General features: G+C 70.7%; 14 protein-coding genes. 8 read left to right on the top strand and 6 right to left on the bottom strand.

Translation table 11 applies throughout. The features are described 5' to 3' along the window. The first annotated feature begins 116 nt into the window (after positions 1-116). On the top strand, positions 117-863 hold the full coding sequence (locus HV826_RS12665; protein WP_217917467.1) for a pyridoxal-phosphate dependent enzyme: 747 nt from the start codon (positions 117-119) through the stop codon (positions 861-863). Positions 864-890: 27 nt separating this feature from the next. On the opposite strand, the gene HV826_RS12660 is transcribed toward HV826_RS12665, so the two are convergent. The 4 genes from HV826_RS12660 to HV826_RS12645 form a co-directional block, all read right to left on the bottom strand. Then, complete coding sequence (locus HV826_RS12660; protein WP_176417275.1) at positions 891-1,655, bottom strand: hypothetical protein; 765 nt, start codon at positions 1,653-1,655, stop codon at positions 891-893. 171 nt (positions 1,656-1,826) lie between these two features. Beyond that, entirely contained in the window at positions 1,827-4,241 is a 2,415-nt protein-coding gene (locus HV826_RS12655) for an ABC transporter permease (RefSeq protein WP_255217190.1), read from the bottom strand. A 150-nt stretch (positions 4,242-4,391) separates the two neighbouring features. Then, entirely contained in the window at positions 4,392-5,072 is a 681-nt protein-coding gene (locus tag HV826_RS12650) for a hypothetical protein (protein ID WP_176417273.1), read from the bottom strand. A 120-nt stretch (positions 5,073-5,192) separates the two neighbouring features. After that, entirely contained in the window at positions 5,193-8,087 is a 2,895-nt protein-coding gene (locus HV826_RS12645; protein ID WP_255217189.1) for an ATP-binding protein, read from the bottom strand. A gap of 498 nt (positions 8,088-8,585) precedes the next feature. On the opposite strand from HV826_RS12645, the gene hppD reads away from it, so the two are divergent. The 4 genes from hppD to HV826_RS12625 all read left to right on the top strand — a co-directional run bounded on the left by hppD (position 8,586) and on the right by HV826_RS12625 (position 12,323). Then, positions 8,586-9,650, top strand: a complete 1,065-nt coding sequence (gene hppD, locus HV826_RS12640; RefSeq protein ID WP_176417272.1) for a 4-hydroxyphenylpyruvate dioxygenase — start codon at positions 8,586-8,588, stop codon at positions 9,648-9,650. 30 nt (positions 9,651-9,680) lie between these two features. Continuing rightward, positions 9,681-11,018 carry a homogentisate 1,2-dioxygenase gene (hmgA, locus tag HV826_RS12635; RefSeq protein WP_176417271.1) on the top strand — a complete coding sequence of 446 codons (1,338 nt, stop codon included), beginning with the start codon at positions 9,681-9,683 and terminating at the stop codon, positions 11,016-11,018. Positions 11,019-11,025: 7 nt separating this feature from the next. Next, the gene (locus HV826_RS12630; protein ID WP_176417270.1) at positions 11,026-11,406 is read left to right on the top strand and encodes a Rieske (2Fe-2S) protein; all 381 of its coding nucleotides are present in this window, start codon (positions 11,026-11,028) and stop codon (positions 11,404-11,406) included. A 140-nt stretch (positions 11,407-11,546) separates the two neighbouring features. After that, a complete protein-coding gene (locus tag HV826_RS12625; protein WP_176417269.1) occupies positions 11,547-12,323 on the top strand; it encodes an endonuclease/exonuclease/phosphatase family protein in 777 nt (258 codons plus the stop codon). 12 nt (positions 12,324-12,335) lie between these two features. Here the strand turns inward: HV826_RS12625 and HV826_RS12620 are convergent, their stop codons facing one another. After that, a complete protein-coding gene (locus HV826_RS12620; protein WP_176417268.1) occupies positions 12,336-13,163 on the bottom strand; it encodes a serine protease in 828 nt (275 codons plus the stop codon). A 3-nt stretch (positions 13,164-13,166) separates the two neighbouring features. After that, positions 13,167-13,961, bottom strand: a complete 795-nt coding sequence (prtB, locus tag HV826_RS12615; RefSeq protein WP_176417267.1) for a M57 family metalloprotease PrtB — start codon at positions 13,959-13,961, stop codon at positions 13,167-13,169. Positions 13,962-14,360: 399 nt separating this feature from the next. Between prtB and HV826_RS12610 the strand changes: the two genes are divergently transcribed. The 3 genes from HV826_RS12610 to HV826_RS12600 form a co-directional block, all read left to right on the top strand. Next, positions 14,361-15,572: a DUF6068 family protein gene (locus tag HV826_RS12610; protein WP_368670903.1), complete on the top strand. Its 1,212-nt coding sequence runs from the start codon at positions 14,361-14,363 to the stop codon at positions 15,570-15,572. A gap of 94 nt (positions 15,573-15,666) precedes the next feature. Further along, entirely contained in the window at positions 15,667-16,788 is a 1,122-nt protein-coding gene (locus tag HV826_RS12605; protein WP_176417265.1) for a hypothetical protein, read from the top strand. 306 nt (positions 16,789-17,094) lie between these two features. After that, positions 17,095-20,465, top strand: a 3,371-nt coding sequence (locus HV826_RS12600) for a type I polyketide synthase (protein ID WP_255217193.1), incomplete at its 3' end; no start/stop codon positions are given.

Raw genomic sequence — 20,465 nt, 5'->3', positions numbered from 1 at the left:
GCGAGTGTCCTGGGCAGGTGAACGGGCGGACTTCGGGTCCACGTCCGGACAGCCCCCGCGCCGCGCGGCTGGCGTGGGAAGCCCCCACCGGGGAGGTTGGGGACGGAGGTTCACGCATGCGCGTCGTGTTTCCCTTGTCACGGCCCTGGCCGGGGGGGCCGGTGGTGCTCTGGGGTGGAGCGCTTCCGGCGGGCAGTCTGAAGTACCTGACGTTCTCCCATCACCTCGAGTCCGCGCCCGCGGAGACGAAGGGCCTGGTGGAGCTGTCGGGGGCGTCGTCGGCGCTGGCGCTGGACGCGCTGGGCCGCGAGCGCGGGCTGCCGGTGGTGGCCCTCACGGACACGATGGGCACCGCGTACCTGCGAGCCAACGGCTTCGGTGGGGAGGTGCGCACCGTGCACGGCTTCACCCAGGCCTGGGAGCTGGCGCTGGACTACGAGCGCCAGGGCTGGTTCTGGCCCCGGCAGCTCGCCAATGGCGCGCTGGTGGAGAGCGTGGAGTCGTGGACCACGCGGCTGCTCGACGTCATCCGGGACGTGTATCCCGCCGTGCGCTGCGTGGTGTGTGGCTTCGGCACGGGCGCCACCGTCGCGGGGCTGTACCGGCCCTTCTCCGCCGCGGGCTACGAGGTGGTGGGCCTGCAACCCGCGCCCGGCAGGACGATGCCCGGCTGGCGGCGCTGGGCCGAGCAGAGCCTGGGCTCCAAGGACCTCTTCTACCCCTACCGCGAGGATGTGCCGCTGGAGACGGCGGAGGAGAAGGCGGTGGACTCGCTCGCCGCGCTGCTGGCCTGGGCGCGCTCGGAGCGGCGTCCGGAGGAGGTGCTCGTCATCTCCCACAACGCGAGGCCCCCGTTCGAATGACGGGGGCCGTCGTCACGGCGCGGCGCTTCAGCGGCCCTGGCCGCCACGCTGACCGCCCGGGGGGCCCCCCACGCGGCGATCTCCGCGGCGCAGCGTCTGGTACTGGGCGCGCTGGGCCTCGTCGAGGAGGGCGTTCATCTCCTGGTCGGTCTGCTGGCTCTCCGTGCGCAGCGCCTGGCGCATGTCGCGCATGGACTTCGTGCCGGCGCGGACCTCATCCATGAGCGCCTGGCGCTTGGTGGCCTCGGCCTCCATCCGGCGCGTCAGCGTCTGCTCCTGGGTGTAGTTCAGCCGCGCGTCGGTGACGAACTTGCGCACGCGCTCCTGCTGCTGCGCCTGCTGCTGGATTTGCGCCTGCTGCCACTGCTGCTGGCGCTGGGCGCGCTGCTCGTTGCGCATCTCATCCTGGACGTTGCGCACCGCGTCCTTGAGGTAGTCGCGGCCACCCGCGGAGTTCAGCGCTTCGCCGGCGACCATGCCGTGCACCTCGGCGCGCAGCTGCTCCACCTCCGCCGCGAGCGCCGCGGGCGGCGGCGAGGCCACCACCTTCCCATCCGCTGTCAGCGTGGGGCGCCGCTCCACCTCCATCAGCCGGCGGGACAGGCTGATGGACGTGTCCTCCAGGGCCTTCATCCGGCGCTCCAGGCTGATGACGTCCGCGGCGACGCTGGTGGGCAGCTCCGGCGGAGGGGACGGGGCCGGAGCCTGCACCGTCTCACGTGGACTCCAGAGGGCCACCACGAGCGCCGTGGCGGCAAGGAAGAGGGCGGCAATGCTGGCGAGCTTGTTCACGTCTACTCCGACGGAGGCTGGGGCGGCTTATTCCATATCAGGTGCCGTCCAGCCCTGTCCGCCCACCCGTCGGGGGCAAATCCCCTGGGGCCGGGCCCGGTTCGCCCGCCCGGGTGCCCGCTCCCCAGCCGCCCGGGGGGGCCCCGGGCAGCGGCGGCTTGGGCGCGAAGCCTACTCCGCGCGCAGGGACACCGACGGCGGGACGCGGCTGGCGCGCAGCGCGGGCAGCCAGCAAGCGAGGAGGGAGATGACCGACAGCGCCAGGGCCACGCCCAGGAAGATGTCCGGGTCGAAGGGACTGACGCCGTACAGCGTCGCCGCCATGAGGCGGGTGCAGCCGAAGGCCGCGATGAGCCCCACGCCCACGCCCGCCGCCGTCAACCGCAGGCCCTGGCCGAGCACCAACCCCAGCACCTGCCGCGGGTGGGCCCCCAGCGCCATCCGGATGCCCAGCTCCCGCGTCCGTTGGCCCACCGAATACGCCAGCACGCCGTAGACGCCGACGCTGGCCAGGAGGACGGCGAGCACGGCGAAGGCCGCCAGCAGCCGCGTGGCGGCCTTGGGGCGGAGCAGGATTTCCTCCACCCGCTCGGTGAAGGGGCGCAAGTCGTAGAGGGGCTGCTCTGCGTCCATCGCCTTCACCTCCTCGCGCAGCGCGGCCAGCGCCGAGGCGGGTGAGCCCTGGGTGCGCACCAGCATCGTCATGGCTCGCAGGGGATATTGGGCGTAGGGCATGTAGGTTTCGGGCTGGGCCGGCTGGGTGAGCGTCTCATGGCGGACGTCCTCCACCACGCCGACGATTTCCCGGAAGGGTTGCGCGTCATCCCAGCCCAGCCGCACCCGCCGGCCCAGGGCCTCCCCTCCACCGAGGAACTTCCGAACGAAGGCCTCATTGACGATGATGACCGGTGCGCTCTTCTCCGTGTCCTGGGTGCCGAAGTCGCGGCCCTGTCGCACGCCAATGCGCATCGCGGAGAGGTAGCCGGGTGAGGCCACCCGGAAGTCCGTGTAGTAGCGCTCACCGGGCGAGGTTGCGCTCCCCTCCAACTCGAAGTCGCCCGCCGAGCTCGAGCCTCCCAGCGGCGCGTCGTTGACGAAGCCCACCGCCTCCACGCCCGGACGCGCCCTCAGCCGCTCCGCGACGCCGTCAAAGAAGGCCCGCTTGCGCATGTCTTCCTGGTACGCGTCGGGGGACAGCGTCAAGCGCGCGGCGACGACGCCCGTCGCGTCGAAGCCCGGGTCCACCGCCTGGACGTTCTGCAGCGAGCGCACGATGAGGCCCGTGCCCACCATCAGCACCAGCGCGAGCGCGAGCTGCACCATGACGAGCGCGCTTCGCAGCGGATGTCCGGCGCGCGCGCCCACGGCGTTGCCGGACTGCCGCAGCAAGGGCAGCACGTTCATCCCCGAGGCATGCAGCGCGGGCGCCATGCCGAAGAGCAGGCCGGTGCCCACCGACAGCAGCACGCTGAAGCCCAGGACGGTGCCGTTGAGCTCCAGCGGCGCCCCGCGCAGCATGCTGGCCGGCAGCAGCGTGCGCACCAGCTCCTGGCCCCACAGCATCAGCAGGACCCCCAGCACGCCGCCCAAGAGGGACAGGAGCACGCTCTCCACAAGGGACTGCTGGAGCCTTCGTCCCCGGCTGGCGCCCAGCGCCGCCCGGATGGCGCCATCCCGCTGCCGGGACAACGTCCGCACCAGCATGAGGTTGGCCACGTTGGCGCACGCGATGAGCAGCACGAAGCCCACCGCCGCCCACAGCATCCACAGCACGTCCCGCGTGTTGGCCGTGAGGTGGTCCTGCCAGCCCGTCACCCGCACGGAGTGGGGCGCTTGCCCTGGCTCGGGATGGCCAATGGCTTGCGCCGCGCGCTCCAGGTCCGCCCGGGCCGCCTCCAGCGAGGTGCCCGGTGCCAGCCGCCCCAGCACCGAATGGTAGTGGTTGCCGTGGCGCTGCGGGTCCTGCCACTCGGGAACCCAAAGGTCCGTGTCCTCGGAGAACTCCGGGAACGAGAAGGACTCCGGCAGCACGCCCACCACCGTGTGGCTCCGGCCGTTGAGCAGCAGCGCCTGGCCCACCACGTCCGGTGCGCCCCCGAGCGCCCGCTGCCAGTAGCCATGGCTCACCAGCACCGCGGAGGTGTCGCCCCCAGGCGGGGCGTCCTCTTCGCGGAAGTCACGCCCCTGCGTGGGGTGGACCCCCAGCACGGAGAAGAAGTTGGGGGTGATGCGCCCCGCCCGCACCCGCTCGGGTTCGTCCGTGCCCGTCCGGTTGAGGTTGATGCGCCCGAAGCCCGCCAGCTGGCTGAAGCCCTTTGAGTGCTCCCGCCAGCCGAGCAGCTCTGGCGGTGACACGGAGGCGTGGGTCACCGACTCCTGCACGCACCAGATGCGCACCAGCGAATCGGGCGACGGAAAGGGCAGGGGCCGCAGCAGCATGGCGTGGATGGCGCTGAACAGGACGGCGTTCGCCCCGATGACCAGCGCCAGCGTGAGGCCCGCGGCCAGCGTGAAGCCGGGGGTTCGTGTCAGGGTGCGTAGCGCGTAGCGGAGGTCCTGGCGGAGCGAGTCCATGGCTGCGGCCATGAGCGAAGGACATGCCAACCGCCCCGCGAGCGCAACCACCGGGCATTTCGAGGGGGGCCTTCTCGGAGGAGGTCGGAGGAGTGCGCGGATGCGGGAAGGCCTGTCCCGGAAATGGACAGGCCCGCGACGGGACGCCTGCTCCCCGAGGCGTCAGTGGACGTCCCACCGGGCGGCGATTTCCTCGCACGCCAGCCGGACGTCGTTCATCCGGCGCTGCTGGGCCCTGGGCGCCTGGAAGAGCCGGCCCGCGAAGACGTCGAACACGCCCACCAGCCGCGGGTCCACCGGGCCGCGCTGCTCCAGCCGCTCCTCGGCGTACCGCTGGAGCACCGTGGCGATGTACTGCCCGGAGCGCTCGTCCAGCGGCGTGTGCTTGGAGAAGTAGAGCTTCAGCAGCCCGGAGCGCATCCGCCCCTGGTCATCCACGCCGCGCAGCAGCACGTCCGGGCGCACGCTGATGTCCACGCCCGCCAGCGCCAGCGGCGGCAGGTCCGCGTCCACGGGACTGGCAATCGCCTGGGTGGTCAGGCCCCCCGCGGACACCAGGCACCGCTGGAGCGCCTCCGCGCACAGGGCCAGCCGGTGCGCGTCGTAGTCGGATTCCGGCTGGGCGTTGAGGAGCCGCCGCTGGTGGTAGCGGAGGATGACCTCGTCCCGGCCTCCGCACAGGAACTCGATGATGGCCTGGGCGGCGGCGGGGTAGCGCAGGTATCGCGGGTCCACCGGGTGCTTCTGGCCCTGGATGATGCGCTTTCGCAGCGACGGCGTCGCGGTGAGGTACTGGCCCAGCTTGTTGACGGAGACGCGCGGACTCTCATGGGTGACGGTCATGGTTCGGCCTTCCTTTCCGGCTTCGGGAATGAAGGCAGACTACCGGAAGGGTCTGACATCTCCGGGGCGGCCAGTGGGGCCGGCCACCCCATGAAAAGAAGACCCGTGGGGTAGGCCCGGTCAGGCCCGTCGTGGTGGGCCTCGGGTGGCCATGGAGGCGATGACGGCCATCAGCTCCACCGGCTCAATGGGCTTGGGCACATGGGTGGTGAAGCCCGCGAGCAGCGCGCGCGTCCGGTCCTCCATGCGGGTGTAGGCGGTGAGGGCCACCGCGGGGATGCCCCCGCCCTGTGCCGCGGGCAGGGCCCGGACGCGGGCGATGAAGCGGTACCCGTCCTCCTCGGGCATGCCGACGTCGGAGACGAGCACGTCGAAGGACGCCTCGCGGAGCTCGGCCAGCGCGTCCTCCGCCGAGCTGGCCGTGGTGACGATGCCGCCACACGTCTCGATGATGCTGCGAAGCAGCTCGCGCGTGTCCTCCTCGTCGTCCACCACGAGCACCCGCAGGCCCGCGAGCTGGGGCGGGCAGGGGAGGTCCTGCTCCCGCAGCGGGCCGCGGAGCGTGGGCGGCACCCGGACCTCGCGCCGCAGCGCCACGGCCTGCGGCAGGCTGACGGTGAAGGTGGCCCCCCGGCCCTCGCCCTCGCTGGTGGCCATCACGGTGCCGCCGTGCAGCTCCACCAGGTGCCGGACGATGGCCAGTCCCAGCCCGAGCCCCCCGGCCTTGCGCGTGGTGCTGCCGTCGGCCTGTCGGAAGCGCTCGAACACGTGCGGCAAAAACCGCGGGGAGATGCCCTGGCCCGTGTCGGCCACCGAGATTTCCACCGAGGAGTTCCGCCGCTCCACCAGCACCTGGACGCGGCCTCCCTTGGGGGTGAACTTCACCGCGTTGGACAAGAGGTTCCACGCCACCTGCTGCAGGCGGCTCGCGTCGCCCATGATGGTGCCGCTCGAGTCGAGCGCGGCCTGGATGCGGATGCCCTTCGCGTCGGCGGCGGGCCGCAGTGACTCGAGCGCGGCCTCCACGACCTGGCTCACGTCGACGGACGACACCTCCAGCTTCAGCTTGCCCGTCATGATGCGGCTCACGTCGAGCAGGTCCTCGACGAGCTGCCCCTGGGCGCGGGCATTGCGCTCCACGGTGGCCAGCGCCCGCTCCCGCTTCTCCGGCGGCAGCGTGCCGGTCCTCAGCATCTGCACCCAGCCGAGCACCGCCGTGAGCGGCGTGCGCAGCTCGTGGGAGACGGTGGCGAGGAACTCGTCCTTGAGCCGGTTGGCCTCCTCCGCCTCCTCGCGCGCCACGCGCTCCCGGGCGAGCAGCCGCTCCCGCTCCGCCTCCAGTCGCTTCTGCGCGCGGATGTCGCGGCTGACGGTGGCGATGCCCAGCTGCCGCTGGGTGTCGTGCTCCACCAGGGCGAAGGTGTGGTACTGCGCCGCGATGGGCTCGCCCGTCGGGAAGTGCCGGAAGCGGAACTCCCCCTCCCACCGGCCGCCCTGGAGGACGGCGGGCGCGATGTGCTGGTCGACGTAGGCCTGGTCTTCAGCCAGGAAGAAGTCCCGCAGGTGGTACCGGGTGATGTCTTCATCGGGCTTCAACCCCAGCAGGCGCCGCCCCGCGTCGTTCACCCACACCGCCCGGCCGGACGGGGCTCCCACGCCGATGAAGTCGGGGGATTGTTCGACGATGGTGGCCAGCCGCTCGCGCTCCTGTTCGGCGCTCCGCTGCTCCGTCACGTCCTGCAGGGCGCCGACGACGCGGTCAGGCTGCCCCTGGGCGTCGAAGTGCGTCTTCACCATGGCCAGCAGGAAGCGCTGCACGCCATCCCAGCCCTGTACGCGGCACTCCAGGCGGATCGCCCCCGCGCCCGGATGCAGCGCCTGTTCAATCGTGCGCCGCGCGCGGTCCCCGTCGTCGGGGTGAATCCGGGCCGCGGCCTCCGCCAGCGTCGGGGACTTGCCGGGGGGGAGGCCCAGGTGCTGAAGGGCCCGCTCGTCCCACGTCAGCACGCCGCGCGCGTACTGCAACTCCACGACGCCCAACTGCCCGGCGGCCAACGCCATCCGCAGGCGCTCCTCGCTGGCCCTGAGCGCGGTCTCCGCCTGGGCCCGCCGGACCACCTCCGCTTCGGCCTGGGCCCGGGCCTGCTGGGCGTGCGCGAAAGCCTCGCGCTCGGCGCGCTTCTCCCGCTCCACTGCCAGGTGGGTGACCACCTCGCGCGCCACGTCCTCGAAGAACCGGCGATAGGTGTCGTCGAAGCGCAGCCGGGGGCTGATGCCCAGGATGAGCACGCCCCTCAGGCTGTCCGTGTGGGTGCGGCGCAAGGGCAGCACCAGCGCCTTCTCTGTCGGCTCGGGCCAGGGGCCGAACTGGCGGGCTCCCAGGATGGACGGCACCGACTCCAGGAGGACCGGGACGTTCGCCGCCACGGCCTGCTTCGTGGCCTCCGTGATTCGTCCCAGGTCCATGACGGCGTGCCGCGCCAGCCCATCGAGCCCCGTGGACGCTGTCAGCCCCAGCCGCTGCTCGCCCTCGTCCCAGTCGTAGATGAGCGCGAAGGGGATGTCCTTGGGGTTGTCCGCCAGGGCCCGGATGGCATCCGTGGTGGCGCTCGCGGAAGGCCCGTTCACCCGGGGCGCCAGCGCGCGAACCGTGGCCAGCCGGCGCTCGCTGAGCACGACGTCGGTGACCTCGAAGACGACCTGGAGGATGCCCGCGATGGTGCCCGCCTCGTCTCGCAGGGGGCTGAAGTCGAAGGTGAAGTAGGCCTCTTCATTGAACCCGTAGCGGGTGAGCATGAAGCAGGTCTTCGCCACCTGCGTCACTTCGCCCGTCTCCAGGAGCTTGCGCATCCAGGGCGAGATGACGGGATAGGTGTCGGGCCAGCACTCGCGGTAGGTGGCGCCCAGGTAACGGGGATGGCGCGGGCCCATGATGACCGCGTAGCCGTCGTTGTAGAGCTGGATGAGCTCGTCTCCCCAGAAGATGATGGCGGGGGCCGGCATCTCCAGAATCATGGCGACGAACGACTGCAGCGGGCGGGGCCACGACGCGTAGGGACCGAGTGGAGTGCGGCTCCAGTCGTGCGAGCGCAGCAGCTCCCCCAGTTCGCCACCAGGGCCAGGGAGTTCAGTCTGGGAAGTGAGTTGTTTCACGCGGTCGGTGAGGTGCGGGGCGGGTGCGTAATCTAACGACGCAGCCTGCCGCGTCCTGGCCGTGTGCGTCCGGCCGAAACGCGACGAAGCGGGGGAGCAAGCGCTTGAACCACGCCCAGCGTCGTGCCGTGAACAGCCCTCCGCCGTCCGAGCGCCGTCCATCCCCAGGGCAAGTTGATGGTGGATTCACGACGCAAGGTGTTGTGCAACCCCCTGACAGTCTCTGGCTGGACTTTGTACTTTTTATGCAAGGGGGCCATTCCTACTTTCGCCGGTGGAGGCGCTCTTGAGTACGGGGCGCTTCGAAGACTCGCGCGGGCCGTGGAGGCCCGCGCCCCAGCAACGCACGGAGGCGGCGTCATGGCGGATACGGCAGAGAACCCTCTTGGGCTGAACGGCTTCGAGTTCGTGGAGTTCACCAGCCCCCAGCCCGAGGTGATGGAGCGCCTCTTCGAGCGGCTGGGGTTCACCGCGTACTCCAAGCACCCGTCCAAGGAGCTGGTCCGCTACAAGCAGGGCGGCATCAACCTGCTCGTCAACCGCGAGCCCGCCGGGCAGGCCGCTGAGTTCCGCGCGGCGCACGGGCCGTCCGCCAGCGGCATGGCCTTCCGCGTGGCGAACGCGCGCACCGCCTACGAGATGGCCCTGGAGCGCGGCGCCAAGGCGGCGGACCCGGAGCGGGGCTCGCTGGGCGAGGGCTCCTATGTCGTGGAGGGCATCGGTGGCAGCCTGCTGTATCTGGTGGACCGCCACGGGGCGAAGGGGTCGCTCTATGACACCTGGCAGGAGCTCCCCGGCGCCGAGGAGGCCGAGGCGAAGAACAGCGTGGGCCTGGAGACGCTGGACCACCTGACGCACAACGTGCGCCGCGGGCAGATGCGCACCTGGTCGTCCTTCTACAACCGCATCTTCGGCTTCACCGAGCAGAAGTACTTCGACATCAAGGGCCAGGCCACGGGCCTGTTCAGCCAGGCGATGATCGCCCCGGACCAGGCCATCCGGATTCCGCTCAACGAGAGCCAGGACGACAAGTCGCAGATTGAAGAGTTCATCCGTCAGTACAAGGGCGAGGGCATCCAGCACCTGGCGCTCACCACGCCGGACATCTACGGCACCGTGGAGCGGCTGCGCGCGCGCGGCGTGGCGCTGCAGGACACGCTGGACACCTACTACGACCTGGTCGACAAGCGCGTCCCCAACCACGGCGAGGACCTGGCGCGGATGCGGAAGAACCGCATCCTCATCGACGGCAACGAGGAAGAGGGCCTGCTGCTCCAGATCTTCACCGAGAATCTCTTCGGGCCCATCTTCTTCGAAATCATCCAGCGCAAGGGCAACGAGGGCTTCGGGAACGGCAACTTCCAGGCGCTCTTCGAGTCCATCGAGCTGGACCAGATTCGCCGCGGCGTCATCAAGGTCGACTAGGCCGCGCGCCGCGCTTGCGAGGAGAATCCGGTGACTACCCAGCCTTCCTCCGCGGTGTCGCCGGGGAGCGTCCTCAAGACGGCTCCCGGCGCCTATCTGTCTGGCTTCGGCAACGAGTTCGCCACTGAGGCGGTGCCCGGCGCGCTGCCGGAGGGGCAGAACTCGCCCCAGCGGGCGCCGTTCGGCCTCTATGCCGAGCAGCTGTCGGGCTCGGCCTTCACGGCCCCGCGCCGGGAGAACCGGCGCTCCTGGCTGTACCGCCTCCGGCCCAGCGCCAACCACCCGGCGTTCCAACCGCTGGCGCAGGGGCTGTTGCGAAGCGGGCCCTTCGACGAGGTGCCCGCTTCCCCCAACCGCCTGCGGTGGAGTCCCCAGCCCCCGCCGGCCCAGCCCACCGACTTCGTGGAGGGGCTGGTCACCTACGCGGGCAACGGGGACGCGGCGTCGGGCGCGGGCATCAGCATCCACCTGTACGCGGCCAACCGCTCCATGGTGGACCGGGTGTTCTTCGACGCGGACGGTGAGCTGCTCATCGTTCCGCAGGCGGGGCGGCTGCGGCTGGTGACGGAGCTGGGCGTGCTGGACGTGGCGCCGGGCGAAATCGCGGTGGTGCCGCGCGGGGTGCGCTTCCGCGCGGAGCTGCCGGAAGGCCAGGCCGCGGGCTACGTCTGTGAGAACCACGGCGCGTTCTTCCGCCTGCCGGACCTGGGGCCCATTGGCGCCAACGGTCTGGCCAACCCGCGCGACTTCCTGACGCCTATGGCGGCCTTCGAGGACGTGGACCGGCCCACGGAGGTGGTGCAGAAGTTCCAGGGGCGGCTGTGGTCGGCCCGGTACGCGTACTCGCCGCTGGACGTGGTGGCGTGGCACGGCAACCTGGCGCCGTACAAGTACGACCTGGCTCGCTTCAACACCCTCAACACGGTGAGCTTCGACCATCCGGACCCGTCCATCTTCACGGTCCTCACGTCACCCAGCGAGGTGCCGGGCACGGCCAACTGCGACTTCGTCATCTTCCCGCCGCGGTGGATGGTGGCCGAGCACACCTTCCGGCCGCCCTGGTTCCACCGCAACGTGATGAGCGAGTTCATGGGGCTGGTGCACGGCGTCTACGACGCGAAGGCGGGCGGCTTCGCCCCGGGCGGCGGCTCGCTGCACAACTGCATGAGCGGCCACGGCCCGGACCGGACCAGCTACGAGCAGGCCGTCCAGGCGGACCTGAAGCCTCACAAAATCAAGGACACGCTGGCCTTCATGTTCGAGTCGCGCTGGGTCCTCCGGCCCACGCGCTTCGCCATGGAGTCGCCGGCGCTTCAGCAGGACTACGACGCGTGCTGGGCGGGTTTCCAGAAGGCGAAGCTGCCTTGAGGGCCGCGTGAGCGCGCAGGAGGCGCCGGCGGAGCGCAAGCGCGTCTGGTCGACGCCGGCCAACGTGAAGCTGCTCCCGGTGAGCGCCCTGGAGGACCCCGGGGCGCGCAACCTCGTCCTCCAGATGGGGGACGCGTTCTTCCACGGCTTCCTGGTGCGCAAGGGTGACGCGGTCCACGGCTACGTGGACCGGTGTCCCCACGCGGGCCTGCCGCTCGCGCGCGAACTGGACCGCTACCTGACGCCCGACAAGACGCTCATCGTCTGCGGCTGGCACGGGGCCCTGTTCCAGGTGGAGGACGGGCTGTGTGTGGGCGGGCCGTGTTCGGGTGGCCGGCTCACCCCGTGGCCGGTGACGGTGCGCGACGGCATGGTCGTCACCGCCTGAGCCGCCGCAGGCAAGCGTTCGGCGGCACGTCCGTCGCGGGGCGCTCAGCGCGTTAAGCGTGCAAGTCTTGATTGGCTGGTCCTGGTGCCGGAGCCTGTGGCGGCGTCGTGGTGACGCCGTTCTTGAAAGGTACGGGCGCGATGATGAAGCGACTGGCAGCCCTGACAGGTGTGGTCCTCGCGGTGATGGTGGCGTCCGGAGCGGCCTGGGCCCGCGTCGAGCAGGCCGCGCCGCAGCCGGTGGCGGTGGCGCAGCTGCGGGTCGTGACGGCCAACCTGGACTTCCACCGTGCCGAGGCGGCTCGCAGGGATTGGAACACCATTGGTCCCGAGGCCGACATCGTGTTCGTCCAGGAGGCGAAGTACGTGCGGATGCGCGACATCCTCGGAGACGGCTGGGCGGTTCGTCAGGACACCTCGTCGGAGGATCGGCAGGGGAGCGCGGTCATCATCCGCAAGTCCGCGGTGAAGAGCATCGGCGAGCTGCAACTGGTGAAGGGGGTGGACGCCAGCGCCTGCCCGGGGGGCGGCATCATGACGCGGTGGATTGCCCGCGTGGACGTGCAATTGCAAAACAACCGCTGGATTCGGGTCGCGTCGCTGCACATGCCGCCCGAGCGCTGTCAGATGGGCCTGGGGAGCCCCTACGCCAGGATGGCGGACAGCGTGGTGGCGTTCGCGAACCGCAGTGACCGGCTGCTCGTCCTGGGCGCGGATTGGAACAAGGTGGTCGACAGCGACCCGAACGAGATTGGCGCGCGCACGGGTTTGAAGCCGCGCGGCCCCGACTCCGGCCTGCGCATCGACGGCTTCTACGTATCCCAGGCCATTGGCACCCAGGGCCTCGAATTCCTGCCGCAGACGGGTGACAACAAGCACCGTCCGGTGAAGATGAACATCACCGTTCCGGCGCCGTAGCGGGCCTGGCGCTCAGGGCGCGAGCCGCGCGTGGGGGGCATCCGCCCCTGGTGTGCGCGTGGCCGTGGCCGGCGCGTCGACGTCCTCGGGTTGCAGATAGGCGGAGGCTTCGACAATCGACTCCACGGTCCAGCCTCGGTTGGAGCCCCGTCCGCTGACTTCACAGTCGCCGTCGGTGTGGACGCCCAGCAGGTGCCCTCGCCGGTTGAGGACGCCTGCGCCGGAGCTGCTGACCAGGGTGTCCAGGTCGCCGTAGAAGACGAGCCCGTTGCACGAATCGAGGTAATCGCCCTCGGCGACGACCTTGGGGTATCCGCGGGGGTGCTGGAGGATGGCCAGCCGCTCGGTGGCCTGAGTCGTCAGCGGGATGGGGGGGACATCCGGCAGGACATCGAGCTGGATGAGCGCATAGTCCGGCGCTATCGACTGCTCGATGACGGTGCCTTCCGTAATCAAAGGGTCGCCGTCCGCGTCGTCCTCGAAGTTGAAGACAATCAGCGGGATGTCCCCGAGCCTGACACAGTGGCCCGCGGTGAGCACCACGGCGCCCGCGCCCGCATGAATCAGCGTCCCGGTGCAGCGCCCGTCGATGAGCACGACGGCGTCTTCCCGGTCCTGGATGACGTCAGCGAACTCACCCACGTAGCTGTTGATGGGGGTGAAGTCGAGCGTCGGACCGCACTGCGCGAAAGCACGAACCTCCGGTCTGGCGGGTGGCTCACAGACGGCGGGCTCGGTCTGCTCGGACCGTCCTCCGCAGGCGGTGAAGCCCAGGAGGACGGTCCCAGCGAGGAGCGAACCCCACGGCGTCATGCGGGAATCCGTGGGGTGTCGCGCCATGACTTAGTACAGGTACTGAAGCGCCGTGATGTCGGAGCTCTTGAAGTTACCCGTCTCGGACGAGCTGAAGCAGGAGTTCATGAGCGAGCCGCCGCGGGTGGCCGTGGTCGGCGTGCCGGGGATGTGGATGGCGCCCACGCCCGCGCTGCCCTCGTTGCCGCCGGAGCCGCAGCTGATGCTGCGGTTGTAGTAGTCAGAGTGGCGCAGGCCCACGGCGTGGCCCAGCTCGTGCGTCACGACGTGCTCGACCACGGCCACGCCGTAGCTGGCCGTGCCGGTGCCGATGTTGATGATGCCGTAGGGACGGCCGCCGGAGGGGAAGCCCGCCGAGCCGCCAGCGCCGGACATGGTGCGCGCGGAGATGGTCGCGCTGCAGCCCGTGCCGCCACGCTGCATCCGGAACGACAGGCCCAGCGCGTTGTAGTTGGCGATCGCCCGGTCAAGGCCGGACATCAGCGTGGCGTTGCCGGAGTACGCGGTGTTCGGGACGATGCAGATGCGGCTGATGGACGCGGCGACGAGGTTCGTCGTGCGGTACTGCTCCGGCGTCGACAGGTCCGACTGGAGCATCTCGCGGGACGCCTCGAGCGTCACGTGCGAGTCGCGGCCCACGTACACCTGTCCGTCGGAGAGCAGGATGTCGTCCGCCGGGAAGCCGGCCTCGACCAGGTTGGCGATGATCTCATCCTGCTCGTTCTGCTCACCGGCCTGCATGTCGGTGCCGCAGCCCGTCAGCATCATGCTACCGGTCACCGCGAGGACAGCAGCTCCCTTGAACATCTTCTGGAACATGGGCATCGGAAATTCCTCGTCCGTTTGACTGCGGGGGGTCGCGTCGTCCGCCTGGTATCCACCAGCCGCGGCGAGACGCGTCCCGGCCCTTGAGCAATTGATGGGCCAACGAATCCCGCAGGGTGAGAAACCCGAAAACGTTGACTAGCTTGGAGTCCATGCGCTCCAGGCCCAGGTCACGGGTACGTAAACGGAGTTGACGTCGGCCGCCGCAAGCCCGCGAGACGACGGTGGATTCCTTGGAAACGGCCAAGCGTTCCAAAACCACACAGTGATGTCTGGTTATCGGTCACCTGCCCCGTGGGGCAAAGACACCCCAGGCATGATCTGACACAGGTGAAAACAAACTACAACCCTGTAATGAGGTGGGAAGGGATACACGCGTCCGACGAGAGGTGCGCGTGAATGCACTGCCGGTGTATCCAGTCGCGTATGCCAATGCGCCACGTCACCTGTCCTGTTGCCGCGCTGCTGGGCGCGGTCCTGTCGTTCCTTCCTGGCTGTGGGAGCACGATGTCGAGCAATCCCTCGCCCGTGGACGCCCAGCGCCAGGACGCCACTTCGCAACAAGCCGCGGAGGCCTGGAAGCGCGCCCGCGTGGGTGATCGCGTCACCTATGCCTTCTCCGCGAACCAGGGCCCCACGCCTGGTGAGGCTGACGCCGCGCGCACGCTCGATGGCCAGTTGACGCTGGAGGTCGTGTCCGTGCAGCAGCCCTGGGTCTACGTGCGGGTGGCCTTCACGGACGCGGCGGGCAAGCCGTTGTCTCAGACGCGGCTGGCGAAAGACCTGGTGGTTCCGGTGCGCTCGGACGTGACGCGCCCGGTTGACGTGCCGCGTCCAGGGCAGGTGACGGCGGAGCGTCCGTCCTTCTCCGGCCGCGACTGGGAGGCCACCCGCTATGTCAGCGATCAGCGTCCCGTGGATGGTCCGCTGCGCACGCGCGTGTATGCCAATGACTCGACGTTGCTCTACCTGACGCGCGGCCTGCTGGAGGCGAGCACCGAGTCCGCCGGGTTCCGGACGCCGGGCGGCGTCAAGCTGTCGCTGCGTGAGTTCCAGGAGGGCTCCGCCGAGGCCAGCGCCCCCGCCCCCTCATTGGAGCGGCCGCTGGGGCCCGGCGCGTATTACGACCGGAGGGTGGACCTGGCGCCCACGCAGGAGGTGCTGCGCGTGTGTTTCACCGCCGAGCGCGGTTATGTCCTTCGCTCGGAGGGGCCCGTGGGCACCGGGAGCGACCCCTGCTCCGACTTCTCCAAGGCGGAGCCAGAGGCCCTGGAGGAGTTGGTGATGAGCCTCCCCTGGGATGCGCTGGTGTCAGGGGCGTGGCCTCCCGGCGCGGCCAAGGCGGGTGCCGGTGGCACCTTCACCATGGCGGACCGGAGCGTGCCCACGCTGACCGAGCAGCGCACGGACGACGACGAGGGCACGCGGCACGTCTACACGGAGACCTACGCGGCGGACCCCTGGGCGCCGGGGCTCGCGGGCGTGCCGTATGAAGCGCGCTTCCAGTCGCTCGACAGCGCCACCGAGCGCGTGGGGGCGGGGGGCCAGCGTGAGTCCGCGGGCGGCAGCAGGCTCGTCCAATGGGGCCCGTGGCTCGGCGGGCAGCCGTGACGCTGCGGTAGGCTTCAGGCAGCGGCCCCATTCCGAGCCAGCCAGGGCAGGCGGCCGGAATGGGGCGCTACACTGGGGGCGGACTGGAGGCGTCATGCACCTGGAGAGACTTCGTCGGCTGCCCGCGCTCGTGCTGCTTGGACTTTCCCTCGCCGGTGGGCTGGGGTGCTCGGAGGAGGACGCGGGCGTGGACACGCCCAACCCCCTGACGAATCCCAAGGAGGGGCCACCCGCTGGGAATCCGAACCCGGAGGCCACCTGCGCCATCCCGGCCGAGGCCGGCCTCGCGGACGTCTCCCGGCCCACCACCGTCGTCGGCACGGGGAGCCCGGCGAGCTGCACCAGTGACGCGTTCCTCCAGGCGGTGGCGCGGGGTGGGGTCATCACCTTCGACTGTGGTCCCGAGCCCGTCACCATCACCCTGGAGCGGACGGCGAAAATCTTCAACGACACGGGGCCGGAGATTGTCATTGACGGGAAGGGGCTGGTGACGCTCAGCGGGGCCGGGCGGCACCGCATCCTGTACATGAACACCTGCGACGCGGACCAGGTGTGGACGACCGCGCACTGCCAGGACCAGGACCACCCCCGGCTGACGCTGCAGAACCTGACGTTCGTGGACGCCAGCTCCAAGGCGGAGACCGAGTTCGACGGCGGTGGCGCCGTCTGGGTTCGCGGCGGGCGCGTGAAGGTCATCAACTCCCGGTTCTTCAACAACGTCTGCGCGGACGTGGGGCCAGACGTGGGCGGCGCCGCGCTCCGGGTGTTCAGCCAGCACCGGAACCAGCCGGTGTACGTGGTGAACACGACCTTCGGTGGCAAGGCGGGTTACGGCGGCGCCTGCTCCAACGGCGGTGGCATCAGCAGCATCGGCGTGTCGTGGACCCTCATCAACAGCCTGTTCTCCCATAACCGGGCCGTCGGCAATGGCGCCAATCCCGCGCGGCCGGGGACGCCGGGTGGGGGCAGCGGCGGGGCCATCTACAATGATGGCAACACGATGACGCTGTCACTCTGCGGCACCCGGCTTGAGCACAACGAGGTCAACGCGCACGGCAGCGCCATCTTCTTCGTGAGCAACGACCACTCAGGGGACATCCGCATCGACCGCTCGGTGATTCGGAGCAACACGGGTGGGTCCTGGTACCCGACGCATCCGCAGATTTCGAATCATGACGACACGCCCATCGTCGTGACGAACTCCACGATTGAGTGAAGATTAGCGCCTCAACCGTCATTTCAAACCGGCACCCACGAACGCCCGAGCGCGTCTGCGGTCCAGCCGCCCTTCCCGCCGGCGAGGCCCGTGCGCGTACGCGTCGCCCTCGCGAAAATTCGCCTAACGCGGAGCACCCGATTCCTTCGGTATTTCTGCTTAATTTGATGATACTGGAATATAAGAAAATTCCGTTCAAAATCAAACGACTCATGCTACCGTGCGCTTGGGGAACACGCGCATCATCAGGGGCTGATGTCGATGGATACAGGGGGGCAGGAGTTGCACGGCATTGCCGTGATTGGCATGGCAGGGCGTTTTCCGGGGGCGGAGAGCGCTCGCGAGTTCTGGGAGAACCTCCTCGGTGGCGTCGAATCCATCTCACGATTTCGTGATGATGAGTTGATGGCCGCGGGGGTGCCGGCGGACGTGCTGCGCAACCCGGGCTACGTGCGCGCCAAGGGCGTCATCGCGGACGCGGACTGCTTCGACGCGGGCTTCTTCGACTTCAGTCCCAGGGAGGCGCAGCTCCTGGACCCGCAGCAGCGGGTGTTCCTGGAGAGCGCGTGGGCGGCGTTCGAGGACGCGGGCTATGAGCCGACGCGGCTGACGGGGATGCCGGTGGGCGTCTTCGGGGGCATGGGGCTCAACAGCTACCTCTATACGCACCTGGCGCGGCCGGGAGTCCCGGTGCCGCTCGAGGAGTTCTTCGCGGCCTTCATCTCCAACGACAAGGACTTCCTGTCCACGCGGGTCTCCTACAAGTTGAACCTCCGGGGGCCGAGCCTGACGGTGCAGACGGCGTGCTCCACGTCGCTGGTGGCCGTGCACCTGGCCTGTCAGAGCCTCTTGAGCTTCGAGTCGGACCTGGCGCTCGCGGGTGGAGCGGCCATCACGCTGCCGCTGCGCACCGGCTACCTGCACAACCCGAACTTCATCCTGTCGCGCGACGGCTCCACCCGGACGTTCGACGCGAAGGCGGGCGGCACCGTCTTCAGTCATGGCGTGGGAGCGGTGGTGCTCAAGCGGCTGGAAGACGCCGTGAGGGATCGGGACTCCATCTACGCGGTCATCAAGGGCAGCGCCGTCAACAACGATGGGGCCTCGAAGGTGGGCTTCACCGCGCCGAGCGTGGACTCGCAGGCGGAGGTGATTCGCACGGCGTACACGGTGGCGGACGTGGACCCCGCGAGCGTCGCGTACGTGGAGGCGCACGGCACCGCGACGCCCATGGGGGACCCCATCGAGGTCGCCGCGCTGACGCGGGCCTTCGACTCCGGGACGCGTCGCCCGACGCCGTGCCTGCTGGGCTCGGTGAAGTCGAACCTGGGGCACACGGACGCCGCGGCCGGCGTCGCGGGGCTGATGAAGGTGGCGCTCGCGCTGCGCCATGGCGCCATCCCCCCGTCGCTGCACTTCGAGACACCCAACCCGCACCTGGACCTGGAGTCGGGCCACTTCCGCGTCGTCACCGCGCCCACGCCCTGGCCGGACCTGGGGGCGCCTCGGCGGGCCGGGGTGAGCGCGTTCGGCATTGGCGGCACCAACGCGCACGTGGTGCTGGAGGAGGCGCCCGCGCCGGAGCCCGTGCCGCCCGGTCGCCGCGAGCAGCTCCTGGTGCTGTCCGCGCGCAGCCCCCAGGCGCTCGAGCGCGCCCGGCGCCGGCTGGCCGAGCACCTGCGCCGTGAGCCCTCCGTGGGCCTGGGGGACGCGGCTTTCACGCTGGCGATGGGCCGCAAAACCCTGCCGTTCCGCGCCTCGCTGGTCGCCTCGGACGCGGCCGAGGCGGCGCGGGCGCTGGAGGCCGACCCCTCGGCGGAGCCCGTGGCGGCCCGGCAGACGCCGGTGGCGTTCCTGTTTCCGGGGCAGGGCTCGCAGTACCCGGCCATGGGCCGGGGGCTGTACGAGGTGGAGCCGGAGTACCGCGACACGGTGGACCGGTGCGCGGCGCTCCTGCGGCCGCACCTGGGACTGGACCTGCGGGAGGTCCTCCACGCGGACTTGAGCGACGCGGCGCTGGCACGGCTGGAGCGCACGGAGCTGACCCAGCCGGCGCTCTTCGTCGTCGAGTACGCGCTGGCGCGGCTGCTCATGTCGCGGGGCGTGGAGCCCTCGGCGATGCTCGGCCACAGCGTGGGGGAGTGGGTGGCCGCGTGCCTCGCGGGCGTCTTCCCCCTGGAGGACGGGCTGCGGCTCATCGCCCTGCGCGGCAAGCTGATGCAGGCGCTGCCGCCGGGGAAGATGCTCTCGGTGCCCCTGCCGCGCGACGAGGTGCGCCGCCTGCTGAGCGAGCGGCTGTCGCTGGCCGCGGTGAATGGGCCGGCCTCCTGTGTCGTGGCGGGGCACTCCGAGGCGGTGGAGGCGCTGGCGGCATCGCTCGCGGAGCGGGGCGTTCCGGCCCGGATGCTGCGCACCTCGCACGCGTTCCACTCGTACATGGTGGATGACGCCCTGGCGGCGTTCCGCCGGGTGGTCGAGCAGGTCCCCCTGTCCGCGCCGCGCATCCCGTTCGTCTCCAACCTCACGGGCCGCTTCATCACCCCCGCGGAGGCCACGTCCCCCGACTACTGGGTGCGCCACATGCGCGAGGCGGTGGAGTTCGCCCGGGGCGTGGGCATGCTCCTGCGCGAGGAGCGCGTGCTGCTCGAGGTGGGGCCGGGCAACGGCCTGGGAGCGCTGGCGCGGATGCACCCCGAGAAGGGCGCGACGGCCACCCTCCTGTCGACGATGCGCCACCCGAAGGCCTCCGTCCACGATGGCCGGGTGCTGCTGGAGACGCTGGGGCGGCTGTGGGAGGCGGGCGGCGCGCTGGACCTCTCGGCGCTCTGGCGCGGCGAGCCCCGCGGGCGCGTCCACCTGCCGACCTATCCCTTCGAGCGTCAGCGCCACTGGGTGGACGCGCCCGCGGAGGGCCCCGCCGTCCCGCGCGACGCGCAGGAGGGCCTGTTCCACGCCACCTCGTGGGCAGCGCTGCCGCGGCCCACGCCGCGCCGTCCCGTCGAGGGGGAGCGGTGGCTCTTGTTCCTGGGCGACTCGCGGCTGGCGCGAGCGACCTTCGCCGGGCTGGGCCTCGCGGCCTCCTCCGCCACGCGCGTGGTGCCGGCCGAGGCCTTCGAGCGGCGCGAGGACGGGCTGTACGGCCTGCGCCCTGGCAGCCGCGAGGACCACCAGCGGCTGGTGCGGGAGCTGGCGGCGGCGGGACGGCTCCCGGACCGCGTGGTGCATGCCTGGAGCGTGACGGGGCCCTCGGACGCGCCGCTCTCGTTCGAGACGCTCGGACACGCGCAGGCGCTGGGGTTCTACAGCCTGCTGTGGCTGGCGCAGGCGCTCGGTGAGCACGGCGGTGGCCGGCCCGTGTCGCTGGTGGCGGTGGCCGATGGCGTCCACGCCGTCGGCGAGGGGGAGCACGTCCGCCCGGAGAAGGCGACGCTGCTGGGGGCATGTCGCGGCATCGCGCTGGAGGCCCCGGGCCTGACGTGCCGGCTGGTGGACGTGGCCGCCGAGGGGCCGGAGGCCCTGGCGCACGCGCTGGTGGACGAGCTGCGCGCCGAGGAGGACGCGGGCGTGGTGGCGCTTCGCGGGGCACGCCGGTGGGGGCCCCAGGTCTCCCCCGTGGTGTTGCCGGGCGAGGGCGGGGGGCCGGAGGGCGCCCTGCCGGGGCGCACGTGGCTCATCAC

The sequence above is a fragment of the Myxococcus sp. AM010 genome, from assembly GCF_013372585.1.
GTDB lineage: Bacteria > Myxococcota > Myxococcia > Myxococcales > Myxococcaceae > Myxococcus > Myxococcus vastator.
The sequence above is the reverse complement of the archived record's forward strand: the minus strand, read 5'-3'. Positions and strand labels throughout refer to the sequence as shown.